The organism is Pseudomonas sp. S2_E02 (genome assembly GCF_054668355.1).
Genome location: NZ_CP162761.1, coordinates 4,672,015 through 4,690,882, shown reverse-complemented (window position 1 = coordinate 4,690,882; position 18,868 = coordinate 4,672,015). Strand labels below are relative to the sequence as shown.

The 18,868-nt window shown below is 61.0% G+C and carries 14 protein-coding genes; 1 reads left to right on the top strand and 13 read right to left on the bottom strand.

Annotated elements, in window-relative coordinates:
- Nucleotides 1-11: 11 nt before the first annotated feature.
- From AB4O01_RS21110 to AB4O01_RS21100, 3 genes are read right to left on the bottom strand one after another with little or no spacing between them, the layout of a single operon-like run.
- Complete coding sequence (locus AB4O01_RS21110) at nucleotides 12-2,108, bottom strand: efflux RND transporter periplasmic adaptor subunit (RefSeq protein WP_460089426.1); 2,097 nt, start codon at nucleotides 2,106-2,108, stop codon at nucleotides 12-14.
- Nucleotides 2,109-3,428: an efflux RND transporter periplasmic adaptor subunit gene (locus AB4O01_RS21105; RefSeq protein ID WP_460089424.1), complete on the bottom strand. Its 1,320-nt coding sequence runs from the start codon at nucleotides 3,426-3,428 to the stop codon at nucleotides 2,109-2,111.
- Nucleotides 3,425-4,204, bottom strand: coding sequence for an efflux RND transporter periplasmic adaptor subunit (locus AB4O01_RS21100; protein WP_099757661.1), 780 nt, complete (start codon nucleotides 4,202-4,204; stop codon nucleotides 3,425-3,427). The genes AB4O01_RS21105 and AB4O01_RS21100 overlap by 4 nt, the downstream gene beginning before the upstream one ends.
- Nucleotides 4,205-4,690: 486 nt before the next feature.
- Between AB4O01_RS21100 and AB4O01_RS21095 the strand changes: the two genes are divergently transcribed.
- Nucleotides 4,691-5,380: an NYN domain-containing protein gene (locus tag AB4O01_RS21095; RefSeq protein ID WP_016985563.1), complete on the top strand. Its 690-nt coding sequence runs from the start codon at nucleotides 4,691-4,693 to the stop codon at nucleotides 5,378-5,380.
- On the opposite strand, the gene AB4O01_RS21090 is transcribed toward AB4O01_RS21095, so the two are convergent.
- From AB4O01_RS21090 to AB4O01_RS21045, 10 genes are all read right to left on the bottom strand, one after another.
- Nucleotides 5,361-6,923 (bottom strand): efflux transporter outer membrane subunit, encoded by a 1,563-nt coding sequence (locus AB4O01_RS21090; RefSeq protein WP_460089422.1) that lies wholly within the window; start codon nucleotides 6,921-6,923, stop codon nucleotides 5,361-5,363. The genes AB4O01_RS21095 and AB4O01_RS21090 overlap by 20 nt on opposite strands.
- A complete protein-coding gene (locus AB4O01_RS21085) occupies nucleotides 6,920-7,990 on the bottom strand; it encodes an HlyD family secretion protein (RefSeq protein ID WP_093440215.1) in 1,071 nt (356 codons plus the stop codon). The genes AB4O01_RS21090 and AB4O01_RS21085 overlap by 4 nt, the downstream gene beginning before the upstream one ends.
- Nucleotides 7,991-8,017: 27 nt before the next feature.
- Complete coding sequence (locus AB4O01_RS21080) at nucleotides 8,018-9,556, bottom strand: MFS transporter (protein ID WP_460089421.1); 1,539 nt, start codon at nucleotides 9,554-9,556, stop codon at nucleotides 8,018-8,020.
- 225 nt (nucleotides 9,557-9,781) lie between these two features.
- Nucleotides 9,782-10,699, bottom strand: a complete 918-nt coding sequence (locus tag AB4O01_RS21075; protein WP_093440208.1) for a LysR family transcriptional regulator — start codon at nucleotides 10,697-10,699, stop codon at nucleotides 9,782-9,784.
- A gap of 174 nt (nucleotides 10,700-10,873) precedes the next feature.
- On the bottom strand, nucleotides 10,874-11,740 hold the full coding sequence (locus tag AB4O01_RS21070; protein WP_460089419.1) for an ABC transporter permease: 867 nt from the start codon (nucleotides 11,738-11,740) through the stop codon (nucleotides 10,874-10,876).
- A gap of 20 nt (nucleotides 11,741-11,760) precedes the next feature.
- Nucleotides 11,761-12,621 (bottom strand): ABC transporter ATP-binding protein, encoded by an 861-nt coding sequence (locus tag AB4O01_RS21065; protein WP_099757658.1) that lies wholly within the window; start codon nucleotides 12,619-12,621, stop codon nucleotides 11,761-11,763.
- A 22-nt stretch (nucleotides 12,622-12,643) separates the two neighbouring features.
- Nucleotides 12,644-13,540, bottom strand: coding sequence for a TauD/TfdA dioxygenase family protein (locus AB4O01_RS21060; protein WP_099757657.1), 897 nt, complete (start codon nucleotides 13,538-13,540; stop codon nucleotides 12,644-12,646).
- 377 nt (nucleotides 13,541-13,917) lie between these two features.
- Nucleotides 13,918-15,285: an HlyD family type I secretion periplasmic adaptor subunit gene (locus tag AB4O01_RS21055; RefSeq protein WP_007918311.1), complete on the bottom strand. Its 1,368-nt coding sequence runs from the start codon at nucleotides 15,283-15,285 to the stop codon at nucleotides 13,918-13,920.
- Nucleotides 15,275-17,431, bottom strand: a complete 2,157-nt coding sequence (locus tag AB4O01_RS21050; protein WP_093440187.1) for a type I secretion system permease/ATPase — start codon at nucleotides 17,429-17,431, stop codon at nucleotides 15,275-15,277. Before AB4O01_RS21050 ends, AB4O01_RS21055 begins: the two co-directional genes overlap by 11 nt.
- A gap of 34 nt (nucleotides 17,432-17,465) precedes the next feature.
- The gene (locus tag AB4O01_RS21045) at nucleotides 17,466-18,818 is read right to left on the bottom strand and encodes a TolC family outer membrane protein (protein WP_093440182.1); all 1,353 of its coding nucleotides are present in this window, start codon (nucleotides 18,816-18,818) and stop codon (nucleotides 17,466-17,468) included.
- Between the last annotated feature and the right edge of the window lie 50 nt (nucleotides 18,819-18,868).

Sequence of the window (18,868 nt, the reverse complement as noted above, 5' to 3'; positions counted from 1 at the left end):
CGTGCTCTCCGTTAGAAACCGCTTTCCCTGACCCCCAGCGCCGCCATTCGGCGCCAGGCTACGCCGAGCAACGATTCACCGCTACCCTGCAAAATCACAACACCGCGCAACGGTTGCGGCGGTGTCGGCGCGGTATCGAGCACGCTGAGCCGCGCGCCGTATTGCGCCTGCACCGGTTCGGCCCGCTGCTGTTGATCGCGGCGCACGGCAATCGGCCCGTGGTGATCGGAGGTCAGCGCCTCCTGATCGACGTAGGCCACGCCATTGGTGTCGATTTCATTCAATTGCACGGCGAGCGCCGGGTGCATCGGGTCATCGGCGATGAAGCGGCCACTGGCCCCGGGCTTGACTCGCCACAATTCGGCTTCGGCGAGATAACCGCGCAGGCGCGCGCCGTCTTCGACGACCCGTGCCAGTGCATCCTTGCTCGACAGCCAGCGCCCGACCGTCATGTTCGGCAGCAGATCACGCACGTTGCCGGCCTGCGGTGCGCGCAGCAGCAAGCGTTCGCGTTGCGCCGTCAGCCCGCGGTATTCGGCGACCGCTTCGGCCAATCGCTGCTCGACAATGCCAGCGTCGGCGGCGGTTTCGCTGCGACTAGCCTGACGACGCATCAACAGCTGCTGGATCTGGATTTCCCGGCGCACGATCGCCAGCCGCGATTCTAGATCCGGTGACTCCAGTTCGATCAGCACATCGCCCTGCGCGACTTTCTGCCCGTCCGTCACCTTCACCGCTTTGACCCGCGCCGCCGTCGGCGCGTGCAGGGCACTGGCGCGCCCGGCCTCGAGCATGGTCGGCAACTCCACCGAACTGCGCCACGGCACGATCAGCACCAGCAACAATCCGAGCAGCGCCAACCCACTGAGCAGCACGCGCGGGCCGTGCGCCTGTTCGCGGCGGCTCCACCACTGGCGCCACTCACGCATGATCGGCAGAAAAATGAACCACACCAGTTCCACCAGCATCAGGAAGATCCCCAACACCTTGAAAAACAGGTGATAGACCGCCAGTGCGATCCCGAAAAACAACGCCGCACGCCACAACCATGAGCCATACCCCCAGATCAGCAAACGCCGTTGCATCTTCGGCGACCAAGGCTCCGGCGCCGGGGCGCCATAACCGAACAAAAACTCGCGCAGACGCCAACGGCACAGGGCAAATGCGCGCCCCTGCAAGTTGTCGACTTCCCAGAAATCACTGATCAGAAAATAACCATCAAAACGCATGAACGGATTGAGGTTGACCACCAGCGTGGTGATCCACGTGGCGCTGGCGAGCATGAACGCCGCTGTGCGCCCCGGTCCATCCGGCAGCAACGACCATGCGAGTAGCGCAATACACGCCAACAGCAATTCCGCGAGCACACCGCCGGCACCGATCAGCAATCGCGCACGGCGATCATTGACCCGCCAGGCGTCGCTGACATCGGTGTAGAACATCGGCAGCAAGACCATGAACGCCACGCCCATGCTCTGCACTCGACACCCGGCGCGCTTGGCCATGAACGCATGGCCGAATTCGTGACAGAGCTTGGCAAAGAACAACGCCACGCCAAACGCCAATGCGCCGCCGAGGCTGAACAGGTGTGGAAACGTGCCGATAAAACGCTGCCAGTCGCGCGCCACCAGAAACACACCCAACGCCAGCGTCGCCGGTAAACCGTAACGCAGCAGGCGCGGGCCGAAGCGCGCAAGCCACGGCCACGCGCGATTGAGAAACGCGTCCGGGCGCCACAGCGGAATACGGAAAAACAGATATTGATGCAGGAGGATTTGCCACAGGCTTTGCTTCTGCGCCAAGGCCTTGAGGCGGTAGCTGGCGCGCTGTTGATCGTCGAGCGCACTGATCAAATCGTGTCCGCGCAAGAACTCCAGCAACTGCTCAAGCTCGGTGCCGGCCAACGGTAAACCCGGCTCGCGATTGGCCGCGCGCAAGACTTGCTCGGCGTCGCCCAACGACCAATGGCGCAACAAGCGCATCGCCGCCGTGCCCAGTTTGAAATAACGCCCGCGCACCGGATCGGCGAGGGTCCAGCGCGGCGAACCGTCCAAGGCCGGCGCCGCGGGCGACAGTTGCAGGTCGGCACGCAGGCTCGGCAGATTCATCTACAGACCCACACTCTGGCGCAAACCGGCCAGTGGCCGGCGCAGCAAGTACAGCGCCAGCGGCGCGCGGTCGCCGAAGATTTTCGCCGTGCCGCGCAGGCCGATGCGTGGCGGTGCCTCGGTAAAATTGGCGTCGAGCCGATAGGCCAGTTGCCCGCCCGCCGTCGGCTGCGCCTCGTACGCCGAGCGTTCCAGTGTGGCGAGATGGCGCTTCAGCGGATCGCTGTCGAGAAACAACGCCACTTCGGCACCAGGCTCCAACGAGATCGCGTCGCCCACCGCCAGTTCGATACGTAGTTCGGCCTGATTGGGGTCGGCAATTTCCATCAGGCGTTCGCCGGTCTGCACCGGTTTGCCAGTCAAGCGCTCGGCGTCGGCGAACACCGCGATGCCATCGCGTTCGGCACGCACTTCGCTGCGCTTGAGCAGCTCACGGGCGTAGTCACGTTCGGCGCGCTTCTGCTCAACCCGAGCGGCGAGCAAGTCGACTTTTGCGCTCGACTCGGCATCGGCAAACGAGCGCTGGGAATTGGATTTCAGTTCAGCTTCGGCCACACCCAGCGCACGCTCAGCGACGTCGGCCTGCGCCTTGAGCGTGGTGCTTTCGAAACGCACCAGCACATCACCGGTTTTCACCGTTTGATTGGGTTTGACCAGAAACTCGGCGATCACTCCGTCCAGCGGCGCCGCCACCACGCGGCCACCCAGCGGTACCACTTCGGCCGGGGCCAGCACCGATTGACGCACCGGAAGCAACAGCCCGAGCAACAGCACCGCGAGCAACGCCACCTGACGCTTGCGGGTCCAGCGCAGCCGCCACGGTTTGCGCGGTTGCAGCGCCAGCCAGGCGTGGCTGTAGGTGTCACCGAGTTGCGACAGCAAGACTTGTTCGGAAGGATTCCACGGCACATCGCGCGCCAGCCACAAGCCGCCGAACACCTGCGCGTCGCGATCCACCAGCGGTAACCAGAACACCTGCGCAGCGGACAGACTGCGCCAGTCGGCCTGGATCGATTCGCTGAGCAGTTCCGGCGCGATCACCCGCGCTTGCTTCAGCACATCCTGCTTGAACAACTGCGCCACGGCCTGCTCGACGAACGCCACGAACGGCGCATTCGGTTCGACCGCACTGACGCCGGTCACGGCTTGCACCTTGCCGGCGATCAACAACGCGGCATGGCGAAAGCCAAACAACGACTGGCCGTCATTGACCAGGCTGTAGGCCAGTTGCGCGGCATCACGGGCAGTGCGAGTCTGCCGTTCAAGGTCGAGAAAGCGCGCGAACACCTGTTCAGCGCCGCCGCTCACCGGCGCGTTCACTTCAGCTCCGGGAAACGCGCGGTGCCGCTCATGCCGGCGAGCAAACCTTTGGCTTCGGGAAGTGTTGCGACCAGCAACAGGGTCTGACTGCCCTCATCGATTCGCGCGCCCAGGCGTTTGACCGTGGCGTCGATGGCCTGGCCAGTTTCATCGGGAACGAAGCTGAAGGTCTGGCCGGGCTTGAGTCTGGCCATCCAGCGCGACGGCACCAGCAAATGAATCTCGAGGGTACGGTTATCGACGACATCGAGCAGCGGTGCACCGGCCGGCACGCTTTCATAGCGCTGCACCTTGCGCTCGACCACTTGCCCGTCGAACGGCGCGACGACGCTGCAGCGCTTGACCTGCACTTGATACACCTGGGATTGCGCCTGGGTTTCGCTGACCTTGGCCTCGGCCCGCGCCACTTCGAAACGCCCGACAGAGTTGAGTGCAGCCAACTGTTTGTTGTGCGCCAGCTCTTCACCGGCACCCCGGCTGGCCGCTTGTGCGGCATTGAGCTGTGCTTGATAAGCAGAGCAATCGAACTTCGCCAGCGTATCGCCCTTCTTGAACGACTCGCCCTCGCTGAACGGCAACTCGACAATCCGCCCGGAAAGCTCACTGGCCAGCGTCGCCTGATCGCGCGCCCGCAACACCCCCCGCGCCTCACTGCTCGCGGTGGCCGCCGCCGTCCCCGGATTATCCAGCAGCGGATCGTCTGGCCCGGGCGTTTGCGCCTGAACTGCACACGTAACTAAGGTCAATCCGATAACCCAACCGCGAAAACGCTGCATAACCGCTACTCCCTGACGGATGTGCGGAGTCTACGACAGCGGGGGTTAGCGTCAAGCGAAAGGCCATCACTCTTCGGAAATGTAATGTTTCAAAAGAGAAAGCCGCTCAATGACCGTTTAAGAGATGTAGGCAAATTCCGGCGTCCTACACGAGTTGGGGATACTGCTGATTGCTCACTGCGAAAATGGCGATAGACAGGCTACCTATGCAAATAGGCGCGGAGCGAATTTACCTCTCTCTGCAACAACCTCTAATACACAAGCCCTTAAATGGCTTGACCATGGCGGATACCAGCAACCAAAACTGACAAGCCGGTGCTGGAGCTAAACCAGCGAAGTGAGCGTGCAATTATTTGGTGGTTGACCTGCATGACGCGCTCAATCTAGGATTGCCTTACTCAACCCCGTACGTAGCGATTCAGTTCGCTGGCAGTTGGGGTGAAGAAACCGGCCTAGGCCGGTTTTTTCGTTTCTGAGGAATAATTTGTGCGTACTGCTTTCTTTGTTGATGGCTACAACTTGTTCTATGGGCTGCTCGCGGGCACCCCCTATAAATGGCTCAATCTCGAAGGTTTGCTGATTCATGTCGCACACATCGAAAACCCGCAGAACGCCGTTGTCTCGATTGACTATTTCACCTCATCAATAAAACCAGAACTCGCGACGCTGGGCCGAATTTCAAAAGAGGCCCAAGACACTTACATAAGGGCACTGCGCACGACCAATGTCAGAGTGCATTTTGGTCGGCATCATCTTGAGCAGGCTAAAGCGCCTCGATTCATCGACAAAAACACCAAGGCCTCACGTCAGGACAAGGTCGACATCTGGAAGCTTGAAGAAAAGGAAACCGACGTTCATATCGCGATCAGCATGTATCGCACTGCCTGCCAGCAGGCAATGTTCGCAACGCAAGATCGCGTCGAACAACTCGTACTGGTTTCGAGTGACACTGATATCACCCCCGCATTGAGAGCAATACGTGCGGACTTTCCTCACCTAACCATCGGCGTCATTCTTCCTCACAGGGCAGGTTTGAATCGGCCCACCCCGGGTTCTCTGAAAGATCACTCTCACTGGCTGCGCCGCGTGATCACAGAGGAAGAATTGCTCATTAATCAGTTTCCAGGCCGAGTAGCCACGCACAAAAAACCAGCGTTCAAACCGGATTATTGGTAGGTACTTCTGCCGGATACACCGACTCCCATCCCCCACCCAACGCCTTGTACAAACCCACCATCGCCAACGAAACACCGGTCGAACTCTCAACCCACTGCTCCTGCGTCGCCAGCAGCGCGCTTTGCACGGTGAGGACGTTGACGAAATCGACCACGCCTTCGACGTATTGCTGTTGCGCGGTGCGCAGGGCGATCTGGTTCTGGCGGACGGCTTCGGCGAGGCTGTCACGGCGGCGTTGACTGGCGTTGTAGGCGGTCAGTTGATCATCGATTTCGTGCCATGCGCGCAGTACGGTTTGCTGGTAGGCGACGGCCGCTTCCTGCTGCTGGGCTTCGCGCAGTTGCAGCATGCCGCGCAGGCGTCCGCCGTCGAACAGCGGCAGGCTGAATTGCGGGCCGATGCCGAACGCGCGTGAGCCCCACGAGCCAAAGTCGCTGAGTTGCATGGCTTGCGAGCCGAGGTTGCCGGACAAGGTGATACGCGGATAGAAATCACCCTTGGCCACGCCGATATTGGCGGTGGCCGCATGCAGACGCGCTTCGGCCTGGCGGATGTCCGGGCGGCGTTCGGCCAGTTGTGACGGCAGGCCGATGGCGACTTGCAGCGGCGACTGCGGTACGGCGGCGTCTGTAGATAACTCCTTGGCCAATGCCTGTGGCGGTTCGCCCATCAACAGGCTGATCGCATTGATCAGTTGCGATTGGCGCTGTTCCAGCGCGGGCAGGCGCGACTCGATCGCGGCGACTTGCGCGGCGGCTTCGGCAACGTCGAGGTCAGTCGCCACGCCGTCGGCCAGGCGCAGTTGCGAGAGTTTCAGGCTGTGCCGGGCGACGTCGAGGTTCCGCTCGGTGACGGCGCGGGTGTTTTGCACGCCGCGCAGTTGAATGTAGTTTTGTGCGGTGTCGGCAAGCACCGCCAGCAACACCCCACGACGGTCGTTTTCGGCGACTTCGAGGTTGGCGTCGGCGGCTTCGGTTTCGCGGCGCACGCGACCCCAGAAATCCAGTTCCCACGATGCGGAAAAACCGGCGTCCCACAGGTTGAAAGCGGAATCGCCGTTGTGTCCGGACGGATCGTTCAGGCCTTTGCCGCTGTTGCGTTCGCGCGCGTAACTGCCACTGGCGGCGGTGTTCGGATAACGATCAGCGGTGATCACCTGGCGAGCGGCGCGGCTTTGTTGCAGACGGCTGCTGGCCAGTTGCAGGTCGAGGTTGCTCTGCACCGCACGTTGAGTGAGCGCGGAGAGTTGCGGGTCGTGGAAGACTTCCCACCAGCGTTCGTTCAGGGGTTCGCTGATGGCTTGGCTGGGGGCGGAATTGGCAGGTTTGGCCCAGTCGGCGATTTGTGTGGCTTCGGGTTTCTGGAAATCAGGGCCTACGGTGCAGGCGCTGAGGCTTACTGCAAGCAAGATACTTAAAGTGAGTGGCTGCCACTGGCCTCTTCGCGAGCAAGCTCGCTCCCACAGGGGGGCTGCGGTGTTGCCGAGGTCCAATGTGGGAGCGAGCCTGCTCGCGAAGGCGTCGGTTCGATCAACACGGCTCATCGCTGAGTCACCTCACGCACCGACGTCGCCGAGCTTCTGGTATCAATGCTCGCCTCCACCGACATGCCCACCCGCAACCGTTCGGCCAACGGCTGCCCCGGTTCCAGCATGATCTTCACCGGAATCCGCTGCACCACCTTGGTAAAGTTGCCGGTGGCGTTGTCCGGTTTCACCGCCGCAAAGGTCACGCCCGTCGCCGGGGCGATACTCTCGACACGACCGGTCAGCGCTTCACCACCCAGGCTGTCGACGCGTACTTGCACCTCTTGCCCTGGCTGCACGTCAGTCAGTTGCGTCTCCTGAAAGTTCGCCACGACATATGCCTGCTTCAAAGGAACCACCGCCAGCAGCTTGCTGCCCGGCGTCACATAGGCACCAACACGCACCGCACGCTCGCCGATCATGCCGTCCTGCGGTGCAGTGATACGCGTGTAAGAGAGTTCAAAACTGGCGATTTCCAGCGCCGCTTGTGCGTGCTTCAAACTGCCTTCGGCGGCATCCCGCTGAGCCGTGAGAATGTCGACCTGCTTGCGCTCTGCCGCCAGTTTCGCCGTGGCGGTGTCGAGATGCGCCGTGGCTTGATCGATGCGAGTACGCGCCTGTTGCGCGTTCTGCACCGTACCGGCACCAACGCCGGCCAAATGGTTGTAGCGATTCAACTCCTGCTGGGCGAAAGCCATTTCAGCTTTGGCCGACACCACCGAGGCCTGCGCCTGGGCGATCACCGAAGTCTGGCGTTCCAGCGTCGCTTTGGCGTTCTGCAATTGCGCCCGCGCGACCAGGGTCTGCGCGTCCGCCGCTTCGGCTGACGCGCGCAAATCGCGATCATCAATCAGCGCCAGCAATTGCCCGGCCTTCACTTGCTGGTTGTCTTCCACCAGCACTTCCTTGATGAAACCGGCCACACGCGGCACCACCAGGGTGTAGTCGGCAGAGACAAAGGCGTCGTTGGTGTTTTGCTGGGTGCGTTTGCCAAACACGCCGGGCAGCGCCAGATACACCAGCACGCCGACGGCCAGCGCGGCCGCGATGGCCACCGCGAGTTTTTGCTTTGCTTGAGTCGTCATAAAAACCTTCATTGTTCAGTGCAGCAATCAGGTCGACGCGCGGGGCGGAAAGATCCGCGTCGGCAGCCAGAAAATCAGCAGGATCAACGCCACCGCGACGCCGGCCATGCACACATAGAGATCGGAAGAAGTCAGCACCACGGCTTGTTCGTGCAGGCGATGGGCAAGGCCCGGATCGCTGCGATCGGCAAGCGGCGAATTGCCGAGGCTGTCGACCAACATGGTCGAGTGGAAATGCAGACGCGCCGTAGTCAGCGCCTCAAGCACCCCGGTGGCGACCACCGCCGCCAGACCTTTCACGGTGTTGAACCACGCCGAGGCAAACGGACCGTCCGTTGGCTGGATGCTGCCGGTCGAGAGCATCAACAGCGGCAGCACCGACATCGGCTGGCCGAAGATCTGCAGCCATTGCAGAACGTAGAAGTTGTCGCGAATCCATTCTGAAGTCAGCAGCGATCCGCCCAGGCAGGACAGCGTCAACATGCTCAAACCCATGCCAAGCACCCAGCGGCAATCGACCCAGCGCAGGTTGCACAACGCTGCCACCAACGGCAGCGCAATCAGTTGCGGCAATGCGGCGATCAGCATGATCGGTGCGGTCTGCGCCGGGCGATAACCCTGCACCTGCGCCAGATAACTCGACGGAATCAACACCACCGCCTGCAGAACTATCAGCACACCGGCCAAGGTCATCAAGGCGAACGACAGGTTACGAATACCGAGCATCTGCAATTTGAAAAACGGGATCGGCTGCGACCACTCGTTGATCAGGAACGCCACCAGCAGCAGCGAGCCGGCGCCGAGCAATCCACAGATCAGGCTCGACTCGAACCAGTCCAGCCGATTGCCCTGCAGCAAACCGATCACCAACATGCAGATCGCCGGAAAGCCCAGCAGCAGGCCTTTCCAGTTGAACGATTTGAGGCGCTCCAGGCGTAGCGGGTCCTGCGGAATACCCCACGCGACCATCGCCATGGCGATCAGACAAGGCACGATGATTTGCCAGAACGTCCACTGCCAGCCGACGTATTCCGTCCACAAACCGGCCAGCGGCGTGCCGAGGCCGGGGCCGAATGTCGCCGTCAGTGCGTATCCGGCCAGACCGTAAAGCTTGATGTTCGCCGGCAAAAAGCGCAGGGCGACGGTCATCAGCATCGGTGGCAGCGCACCGCCTGCCAGCCCTTGCAGGATGCGCATCAGCAGCAGACTTTCGTAGTTCGGCGCGAATGGACACAACACGCCGAGCAACGTGAACAGACCGATCGCGCAAAGGGTGAAGCGGCGCAACGAGAAGGTCACCGAACACCACGGCGCGAAGGCCATGGCCGCGACCGAAGTGGCGGTGTAACTGGCGACCAGCCAGGTGCCTTCGTCGTAACCGATGCTCAGCGCGCCACGGATGTCGGCCAGGGCCACCTTGGTGACCATCTCGTTGAGACCCGACACCAGCACCGCCAGCAGCACGCCGACCAGGCCAATGATGATCCGCGCCCCGAACACCGGTGGCGTCGCCGCCTTCGCCGGGCTGGCCGCAGCGATGGGCATCGCGGCCGTCAGGGATGTCATGAGTACACACTCCGGAGGGAAAAATACCGGAGCATCTTAGTCGGGCTTGGCAATGACCAAAATTGACTTATTGGCAGGTTATAAGTGCGCCAGACGCAACAATTAACCCCTCCTGTGGGAGCGAGCTTGCTCGCGAATGCGTCAGGTCAGCCAACATCATGGGGGAATGACCCACCGCTTTCGCGAGCAAGCTCGCTCCCACAGGGTTTTGTGTTGATTCGAAGGTCAGGGCTGGGCCGCCAGCCACGTTTCGTCGCAGCAAGTCTTGAGGGTTTCGCGCAGCCAGCGGTGCGCCGGATCTTTGTCGAAGCGCGGGTGCCAGGCTTGGGTCAGCATCAAGGTCGGCAATGGGATCGGCAGGTCGAACGAGCGCAGTTTCAAACCGAGGCGGCGCACGCTGAGCAGCGCTTCTTTGGGCACCGGCAAGATCAGATCGGAATCCGGCAAGGCAAACATCGCCGCATGGAAACTCGGCGCGATCACCGCCACGCGCCGCTCCAGGCCTAGCGCATTCAGCGCCGTATCGATCGGGCCGCGCGCGATGCCACGGCGCGACATGCTGATATGGGAAAACCCGGCGTAGCGCTCGGCGGTGATTTCACCGTCGAGCAGTGGATGGTCTTCTCGCACCAAGCCGACAAAATGCGTCGAGAACAGGTTCTGCACTTTGACTTCCGGGGTGACGGGTCGGGTGTTGCTGACGCTCAGATCGATGCGGCCCTCGCGCAGTGCCTCATCGTCGCCATCGCCTTCCGGGACGAAACGCAATTCGCAGTGCGGCGCCAATTGATCGAGGGTGTCGAACAGCTTGCCGCCGTAAACACCGATGAAAAAGTCATTGGCGCGGATGTTGAAACGACGGCGTAACGTGCCCAGTTCCACGGTGTCGGCGGAACGGAACAACAGCGCGGCCTGCTCGACCACATCGCGCACCTGTTCGCGCAACTCCAGCGCCTTGGGGGTTGGCACTAGGCCACGACCGGCGCGCACAAGGATCGGGTCACCGATGGCTTCGCGGATCCGCGTCAGGGTACGGCTCATGGCGGCCGGGCTGAGATTCATCCGCCGCGCCGCGCCGACCACACTGCCCTCGTCGAGCAAGGCGTCGAGGGCGACCAGAAGGTTCATGTCCGGAAGTTGCATGCTGAGCACTCTTGGCCGATCAGGATTGATCTGGGCGCAATGCTAGCAAACATCTTTCAGAGTAGGCGTTGATCTTACTGACGCCTTCGCGAGCAAGCTCGCTCCCACATTTGGAATGCATTCTCCTGTGGGAGCGAGCTTGCTCGCGAAGGGGCCAGACGCAACGCCACAGAGTTACCGCTGCATCCCCCACCGCTTAACGGTCACCCGCTCCAGCGTATCGAACACCAAGTTCTCCACCAGCAACCCGATCAGGATCACCACCGCCAACCCGGCAAACACCTTGTCGGTGTACAGCTCATTACGATTCTGAAAAATGTACCAACCCAGACCGCCCTTGCCACTGGTCGCGCCAAACACCAATTCCGCCGCGATCAACGTGCGCCAGGCAAACGCCCAGCCAATCTTCAACCCGGCCAGAATCGACGGCAGCGCTGCCGGAATCAGGATGAACAGCACCAGTCGCAAGCCCTTCAAACCATAATTGCGCCCGGCCATGCGCAAGGTTTCCGAGACACCGAGAAACCCGGCATAGGTATTCAGCGCCAGCGCCCACAACACCGAATGCACTAGGACGAAAATCAGGCTGTTCTGCCCCAGACCAAACCACAGCAGCGCCAGTGGCAACAGGGCAATCGCCGGTAGCGGGTTGAACATCGAGGTCATCGTGCTCAGCAGATCACGGCCCAACTGCGTCGACACCGCCAGCGTGGTCAGGGCAAAAGCGAGGACGATACCGATCAGATAGCCCTTGATCAGAACCACCAACGATATCCATACCTTGGCCAGCAACTCACCGCTGAGCAGCCCATCGAATAGCGCATGGCTGGTCTGCAGGAAACTCGGCAGCATCAGGTCGTTGTTCTGAACCCGCGCGACCACTTCCCACAGCACCGCCAGCACAATCAGGATCAGGCTTTTACGCAGCCAGCCCTGTTGCCACAGTCGCGTGCCGAGCGACAGCTCTCGCTCAACCGGCACCTGCGTCAACGGTTCCAGCACAATTTCGAACTCTTCACGCACAGATGATGAATGGCTCATCGGGTAGTCCTCCTGGCCGCTCAATAAGCGATGCGAATGTCGTTGAAGTCGTGGTCACGCTCGGTTTCCGGCGGCTGACCTTCGTCGAACAGCAGCCGATGAATGCGCCGCGCCGACTCCTGAAACGCCACGCCACCCGAGCTGTGCAAGTCATATTGATGGCTGTGCACTTCGGCGCGCACTCGCCCAGGATGCGGTGACAGCAACAGAATGCGATTGCCCACCACCAACGCCTCTTCAATCGAATGGGTGACGAACAACAGGGTGAAACGCACCTCTTCCCAGAGCAGCAGCAATTCTTCCTGCATCTTGCGGCGGGTTAGTGCATCGAGCGCGGCAAACGGTTCGTCCATCAAGAGGATCTTCGGCTGCATCGCCAACGCCCGGGCAATTGCCACCCGTGCTTTCATGCCGCCGGACAAGGTGTGTGGATAAGCATCGGCAAACGCCGCCAGACCGACCTTTTCCAGATAGTGCAGCGCACGTTCTTCGGCTTCTTTTTTCTTCAGCGTGCGCGATGCGAGCAGCGGAAACATCACGTTCTGTTTGACAGTTTTCCACGGTGGCAGTTGGTCGAACTCCTGAAACACCACGATCCGGTCCGGCCCCGGCGCGTCGATGCGCTGGCCTTGCAGACGGATCTCGCCTTCGCACGGTTGAATAAACCCGGCGACCGCTTTGAGCAACGTCGATTTGCCGCAACCGGACGGACCGAGCAGCACGTAACGATCGGCCGGGTCGATTTCAAAACTGACCTGATGGGTGGCGCGCACTACGCGTTGCGGCGTGCGGTATTCGAGACTGACGTGATCGACCGCCAGCAACGCGTCGCTGCGGGCGATCAGGTTGCTGGCCGCGTGGCCTGGCAAGGGAGCGTTCATGGTTTGATCAATCTCCGGCGAATCAGAAAGGCGCGTCGCCCTGAATGGTCGTGCGATACAGCTTGCGGCGCAGGTGCGCGGGGCAGCCGGCGGCGAGATGGATCAGCGAACGGTTGTCCCAGAACACCAGATCGTGGGGCTGCCACTGATGGCGGTAGATGTTTTGCGGCAGCACGCTGTGGGCGTAGAGCTCGGTCAGCAGCTGCTGGCTCTCGTCTTCGGGCAGGCCGACGATGCGCGTGGTGAACCCTTCGCTGACGAACAGCGCCTTGCGACCGTTCTCCGGATGCGTGCGCACCACCGGGTGCACCACTTCCGCGACCTGAGCCAGTTGCTCCGGGGTCAGGGTCGGGCGCCAGTTGCCTTCGAATTTGGTTTCGCTATAGCGGGCGGTGTAGGAATGCGCGGCCGAACGACCTTCAACAGCTTTGCGCAAGGCCTCGGGCAAGCTGTCCCAGGCTTTGTGCATGTCGGCGAACAACGTATCGCCGCCCTCGGAAGGCAGCTCTTGCGCATGCAGCATCGAGCCGAGACTTGGCAGCTCTTTATAGGAAAGGTCGGAGTGCCAGAACTTGCCAGCATCACCGAGGCCGATGTTCTGGCCGTTTTCGATGATGTTGGAAACGATGAGGATTTCCGGGTGGTTGGCCAGCAGGAACTGCTTGAGCACGTGGATCTGCAACACGCCGAAGCGGCGGCTGAAGTCGATCTGTTGCTGTGGGGTGATTTGCTGGTCGCGAAATACCACGACGTGGTGATCCAGGTGCGCGCGATGAATGCGCGCAAAGTCCTGATCATTGATCGGCCGGGTGAGGTCGAGGCCAATGATCTCTGCGCCGACGGCACCGCTGAAAGGGCGGATTTCGAAGGCTTGCGGCGCGGCGGTCGCGGCGCTTGGGGAAGCAGTAGCTGCGGACATCTTTCCATCTCCCACGCACGGCACGCTCACGGGCGCGCTCGTCGATCAGACACTCACGCTGGATTGCGTGTTGGTTCAGGTCGTGCGGCGCGCCGATTGGTCAGCAGGTACGCAGGGGGATGACTTTATAGCTATAAGAATTGGAAATTAAATACCGTTATTGAATAACGATATGGCGGAATGGACTGGATGGTGAGTGACGGTTTTTGTCACTTCCTGACAGATGCAGCGATCCGACTGACGCCTTCGCGAGCAAGCTCGCTCCCACAGTTGATCTTCAGTGGACACAAATTCTGTGTTCAAAAGAAATCCAAATGTGGGAGCGAGCCTGCTCCGGGCGGCGAACCGACGAAGAGGCCGGCAGCCGCGCTGAAGATCTAACGCTCGTGCAACGCCTCTGCCCGCGCACGAATGATCGGCTTGAGCAGATAACTCAACACCGACTTCTTGCCGGTAATGATGTCCACCGACGCCACCATCCCCGGAATGATCAGCAACGGCTTTTCATCGGTACCCAAGTGGCTGCGCTCGGTGCGCACCTTGATGATGTAGTAAGTGGTTTTCTTGTCTTCGTCGGTGATGGTGTCAGCGCCGATCTGCTCAAGCTTGGCTTTCAGCCCGCCGTAAATGGTGTAGTCGTACGCGGTGAATTTCACGATCGCTTCCTGCCCCGGGTGCAAGAACGCGATGTCTTGCGGACGAATCTTGGCTTCGACCAGCAAGGTATCGTCCAGCGGGACGATTTCGACCATGTCGCTGCCCGGTTGGATCACGCCGCCGATGGTGTTGACCAGCAATTTGTTGACGATGCCGCGCACTGGCGATGTCACCAGCGTACGGCTGACGCGGTCTTCCAGGGCCTTGCCGGTCGCGCTGGCCTTGTTCAGGTCGGTGCGCGCCTCATTGAGTTGGGTCAGCGCTTCGCTGCGGAATTTGCCGCGCGTCTCGTCGATCTTGCGCTGCACTTCCTTGATCGCCGATTCGGCACGCGGGATGGCCAGCGTCGTTGCATCCAGCTGACCACGGGTTTCCACCTCGGCACGCTTCAGACGTAGCACTTCCACCGGGGACACCGCGCCCTGCGCCACCAGCGGCTCGGACATGTTGATTTCCTGACGCTGCAAGCCGAGTTGCTGACGATACTGCGCTTGCTTGGAGGCGAATTCGCGCAGCTCTTGCTGACGCTGGATCAACTGCTCCTGCAAACCACCGATCTCGTCGTGCAGTTGCTGACGACGGCTGATGTACAGCGACTCTTCGCTTTTCGCCTGTCCCGGCACAGCCTTGAGCACGTCCTCGGGGAAATTCAGCGGACGATCATCAACTTCAGCGCTAAGACGCTCTACGCGCAGCAACATCGACAGGCGATCGGCTTCGGTTTCGCCGACGTTGGAAGCAAATCGTGTGTCGTCGAGGCGAATCAGTGGTGCACCGGCTTCGACGATCTGGCCTTCCTTGACGAACAGCTCGGAGATGATCCCGCCTTCGAGGTTCTGGATTTTCTGGATCTTCGACGACGGAATCGCCTTGCCGTCGCCCTTGGTCACTTCGTCGATCACGGCGAAGTTGGCCCACAGCAGCAGGAAGATAAAGAAGCCGATGATCGCCCAGATGGTCAGACGCACGACGCGCGGGGCGTCTTCGATCAGCGCTTTGTTGACCTCCGGCAGCGGCTGGCCCTGCAGCGAGGCAGAGCCTTTGAAGTAGCGACGGATCGAATCCTTGAAACCCGACTTAAGCAACACTGATCTGCCCCTTCTTCAACGCTTCCATCACGGCGGCTTTCGGGCCATCGGCGAGAATCTGTCCACGGTCAACCACCAGCAGGCGATCGACCAGCGACAGCAGCGACGCCCGGTGCGTCACCAGCACCACGGTCTTGTTTTCTATCACTGCCGCGAGGCGTTGCTTGAGTCGTTCTTCACCGGTGTTGTCCATGGCGCTGGTCGGCTCGTCCATTAACAGGATCGGTGGATTGAGCAACAGCGCCCGGGCCAGTGCAACGTTCTGCCGTTGACCGCCGGAGAGGTTCTGCCCGCGCTCGCCGACTTGCAGCTCGTAACCTTGCGGGTGCAGACGGGCGAATTCGTGTACGCCAGCCAGTTCGGCAGCTTGCAGGACAAGCTCGTCTTCGACATAACGCGCGCCGGAGACGAGGTTGTCACGCAGAGTGCCGGCCAGCAGTTGGATGTCTTGCGGCACGTAACCGATGTTGTAGCGCAGTTCGCTGACATCGATCTGGCGAATATCCACACCGTCGACCAACAAGGCGCCGTCATCCGGTTGATAGAGGCCGACCAGCAGTTTTGCCAGGGAGCTTTTGCCCGAGCCGCTGCGGCCGATGATGCCAATTTTCTCGCCGGGGCGAATCACCAGGTTGATGTTTTTCAGCGCCGGGTTCTGTTGTTCCGGGTAGGTGAAGCTGAGCTGGCGGCACTCGATCGCGCCTTGCAGCACCTTGCGGCTCAGCGGGCGCTCTTCGAAATTGCGCTCTTGCGGCAGCTCCATCATCTGGTCGACCGAGGTCATGGTCACTCGCGCCTGCTGGTAACGCGTCAACAGACCCGACAGCGAGGCCAACGGGCTGAGGGCGCGGCCGCTAAGCATGTAGCAGGCAATCAGACCGCCCATGCTCAAGTTGCCGGCGATGATCTGGTAGACGCCGAAAACGATCATGATCACCCCGGCCAGTTGCTGGATCAGCAGGGTGATGTTCATCGCCAGACCGGAGAGCATTTTCACTCGCAACTCGAGGCGGCTGAGGGTGCCGATGGTCTGTTCCCACTGGTACTGGCGCTCGCTCTCGGCGTTGTTGACCTTCACCGCGTCGAGGCCGGCGAGGGTTTCGATCAGGCTCGACTGGCGCTCGGCACCGAGGGCCATGGTGCGCTCCATGGTCGCCACCAGCGGTTTCTGCAACGCGTAGCCGATCAGCAGGGCAATCGGGAACGCCAGCACCGGAATCCACACCAAGTGCCCGCCGAGAATGGCGATGACAATAAAGATGAGGATGGTGAACGGCAGGTCGATCAGGCTGGTCAGGGTCAGCGAGGCGAGGAAGTCGCGCAGGCTCTGAAACTCATGGATGTTCTGCGCAAAACTGCCGACCCGCGCCGGGCGGTATTTCATCGCCATGCCAACAATGCGCTCGAACAGCGTCGCAGAGATGATCAGGTCGGTTTTCTTCCCGGCCAGGTCCAGGCACAGGCTGCGCAGGCTTTTGAGGACCAGGTCGAAGATATAGGCGCCGGTGATACCCAGCGCCAGCACCCACAGGGTCGCTTCGGCCTGGTTCGGCACCACGCGATCGTAGACGTTCATCACGAACAGCGGCGCGGCCATGGCGATGATGTTGATCAGGAAACTCGCGGCGATCGCATCGGCATACAGCCAGCGCGAACGCTTGAGGGTGTCGCGGAACCACGAGCGGGCACGTGGAATCAGCGTGCCGTGGTTGACGTCGAATTTGTGTTGCGGCTGGGCGAAGAAGACTTTGCCGGTGTAGTCGTCAGCGAGCAGTTCGCGGCTGACGATGGACTCGCCGCCGTCGGTTTCGCTGAGCAACACCCGCGCTTCGTGGTCACCCTGCCAGCCGAGCAGGACGGCGCTGCGGCCATCCTTGAGCAGCAGCAAGGCCGGCATGGCGATCGCCGGAATTTCTTCCAGTTTGCGCTGCAGCACCCGACCTTGCAGGCCGGCGCGAGCCGCCGCGCGGGGCAGCAACTCGACACTCAGGCGTTGTTTGGGCAGCGGCAGGCCGGTGGTCAGCATCGCCGCGCTGGCGGGCTTCTGGTGCAGCATGCAAAGGGCGAGCAGACCGTCCAGTAAAGGATCGTCGTGCAACGCGCGTGGATCATGACTGAGTTGAACTCGACTGACTTCTGATTCCACGCTCGACACTCTTTGACAGTTGAAAAGGGATAACTCAATTCATCCCAGGCAGCTGGACCTTGGGCTTCACGTCGTTCTGCACAACGGATGCCAACGGTGCGACCACTCCCTGGCTTCTGAGCAACTCGCCCATGGTCGCCTTGATTCGGTACTGAGTAAATAACTGAATGTTTTTGATTTCCGCCAGACGCCGCGAAGCGGTGAACAACTCGTTTTCGCTGTCGAGCAAATCGAGCAGGGTCCGTTCGCCGAGGCTGAACTGACGCTGGTAGGCGGTGCGCACCGAGGTGCTGTGGTCGACATATTGCTGCGCGATCGGCACCTGCGCGTTGGCGTTGTTCAAGGCGTTCCAGGCCAGACCGAGTTCTTCGTTCAACTGGCGCAGGGCGTTGTTGCGGATGTCCAGCGCTTGGTTCGACAGGTACGACTTGGATTCCAGATCAGCCTTGTTGCTGCCACCGGAATACAGGTTGAAGCGCATGCGCAGCATCGCTTGCCATTCGTTGTTGTGACCGTTCTGACCATCGAGATCGTTGTCGGCGGTACGGCCCAGTTCGGCGTCGAAACGCGGGTAGAAGGTCGACTTGGCGGTTTCGTACTGTTTCTCGGCAGCGGCGATATCGGACTCGGCCGAACGCAGGATCGGGCTATTTTCCAGCATCTGCTGGCGCGCTTCATTGAGGTTGGCCGGCATCATCGCCATGAACGGTGCCGGCCGCTCCAGTTGATCAGGCATCTGGCCGACGGCGCTGAGGAAGTTGGTTTCCGAGTCGGCCAGATTGGTTTGCTCGGTGATCAGGTTGTTGCGAGCCTGGGCCATCCGCGCTTCGGCTTGATCGAGGTCGGCACCGCTGCCGACGCCGCGCTGGGTGCGCAACTGGATCTGGTCGTAGATGCGCTGATGGCTCTTGAGGTTGTCCTCGGCCAAGCGCACGAATTCGCGGCGGGTCAGCACATCTAGGTAGACCTGGGCGACGGTCAGCGCGGTGCGCTCGGAAGTGCCGAGCAACGAGTAGGCGCGGGAGTTGACGGTGGCTTGTTGACGCCCGACTTCGCTGGACGTCGCAAAACCGTCAAAGACCATTTGCGAGAGACGTAAACTTGACTCGCTGCGGTTCAGGGTTTCCCAATGGTTGCCGCCGCCATTGGCGCGGGTGGTGACGCTGTCGGTGCCTTCACGGCCATAACCGCCGAGCAGATCGACCTTCGGCAGGTATCCCCCTTTCGCCGCTCTTAATTGATAATCCGCAGCCAAACGACTGTTGACCCCTGCCTGGATTTCCGGATGGACATCCAGTGCCTGCTGCATGGCTTCTGGTAAGGATTGTGCTTGTACAAAAGAGGCGGCGAGGGCGAAGGGTACGGCGAAAAGCAGGGGCGAACGCATGATAGGAATTTCCCAGGACTTCTTGTCTTGAATCACAGCAAAACGTGGCG

Excerpts from the sequence above, each read along its gene's own strand:
- AB4O01_RS21110 (WP_460089426.1), bottom strand. The coding sequence starts at position 2,108 with ATGAATCTGCCGAGCCTGCGTGCCGACCTGCAACTGTCGCCCGCGGCG.
- AB4O01_RS21100 (WP_099757661.1), bottom strand. The coding sequence starts at position 4,204 with ATGCAGCGTTTTCGCGGTTGGGTTATCGGATTGACCTTAGTTACGTGT.
- AB4O01_RS21090 (WP_460089422.1), bottom strand. The coding sequence starts at position 6,923 with ATGAGCCGTGTTGATCGAACCGACGCCTTCGCGAGCAGGCTCGCTCCC.
- AB4O01_RS21085 (WP_093440215.1), bottom strand. The coding sequence starts at position 7,990 with ATGACGACTCAAGCAAAGCAAAAACTCGCGGTGGCCATCGCGGCCGCG.
- AB4O01_RS21080 (WP_460089421.1), bottom strand. The coding sequence starts at position 9,556 with ATGACATCCCTGACGGCCGCGATGCCCATCGCTGCGGCCAGCCCGGCG.
- AB4O01_RS21075 (WP_093440208.1), bottom strand. The coding sequence starts at position 10,699 with ATGCAACTTCCGGACATGAACCTTCTGGTCGCCCTCGACGCCTTGCTC.
- AB4O01_RS21070 (WP_460089419.1), bottom strand. The coding sequence starts at position 11,740 with ATGAGCCATTCATCATCTGTGCGTGAAGAGTTCGAAATTGTGCTGGAA.
- AB4O01_RS21065 (WP_099757658.1), bottom strand. The coding sequence starts at position 12,621 with ATGAACGCTCCCTTGCCAGGCCACGCGGCCAGCAACCTGATCGCCCGC.
- AB4O01_RS21060 (WP_099757657.1), bottom strand. The coding sequence starts at position 13,540 with ATGTCCGCAGCTACTGCTTCCCCAAGCGCCGCGACCGCCGCGCCGCAA.
- AB4O01_RS21045 (WP_093440182.1), bottom strand. The coding sequence starts at position 18,818 with ATGCGTTCGCCCCTGCTTTTCGCCGTACCCTTCGCCCTCGCCGCCTCT.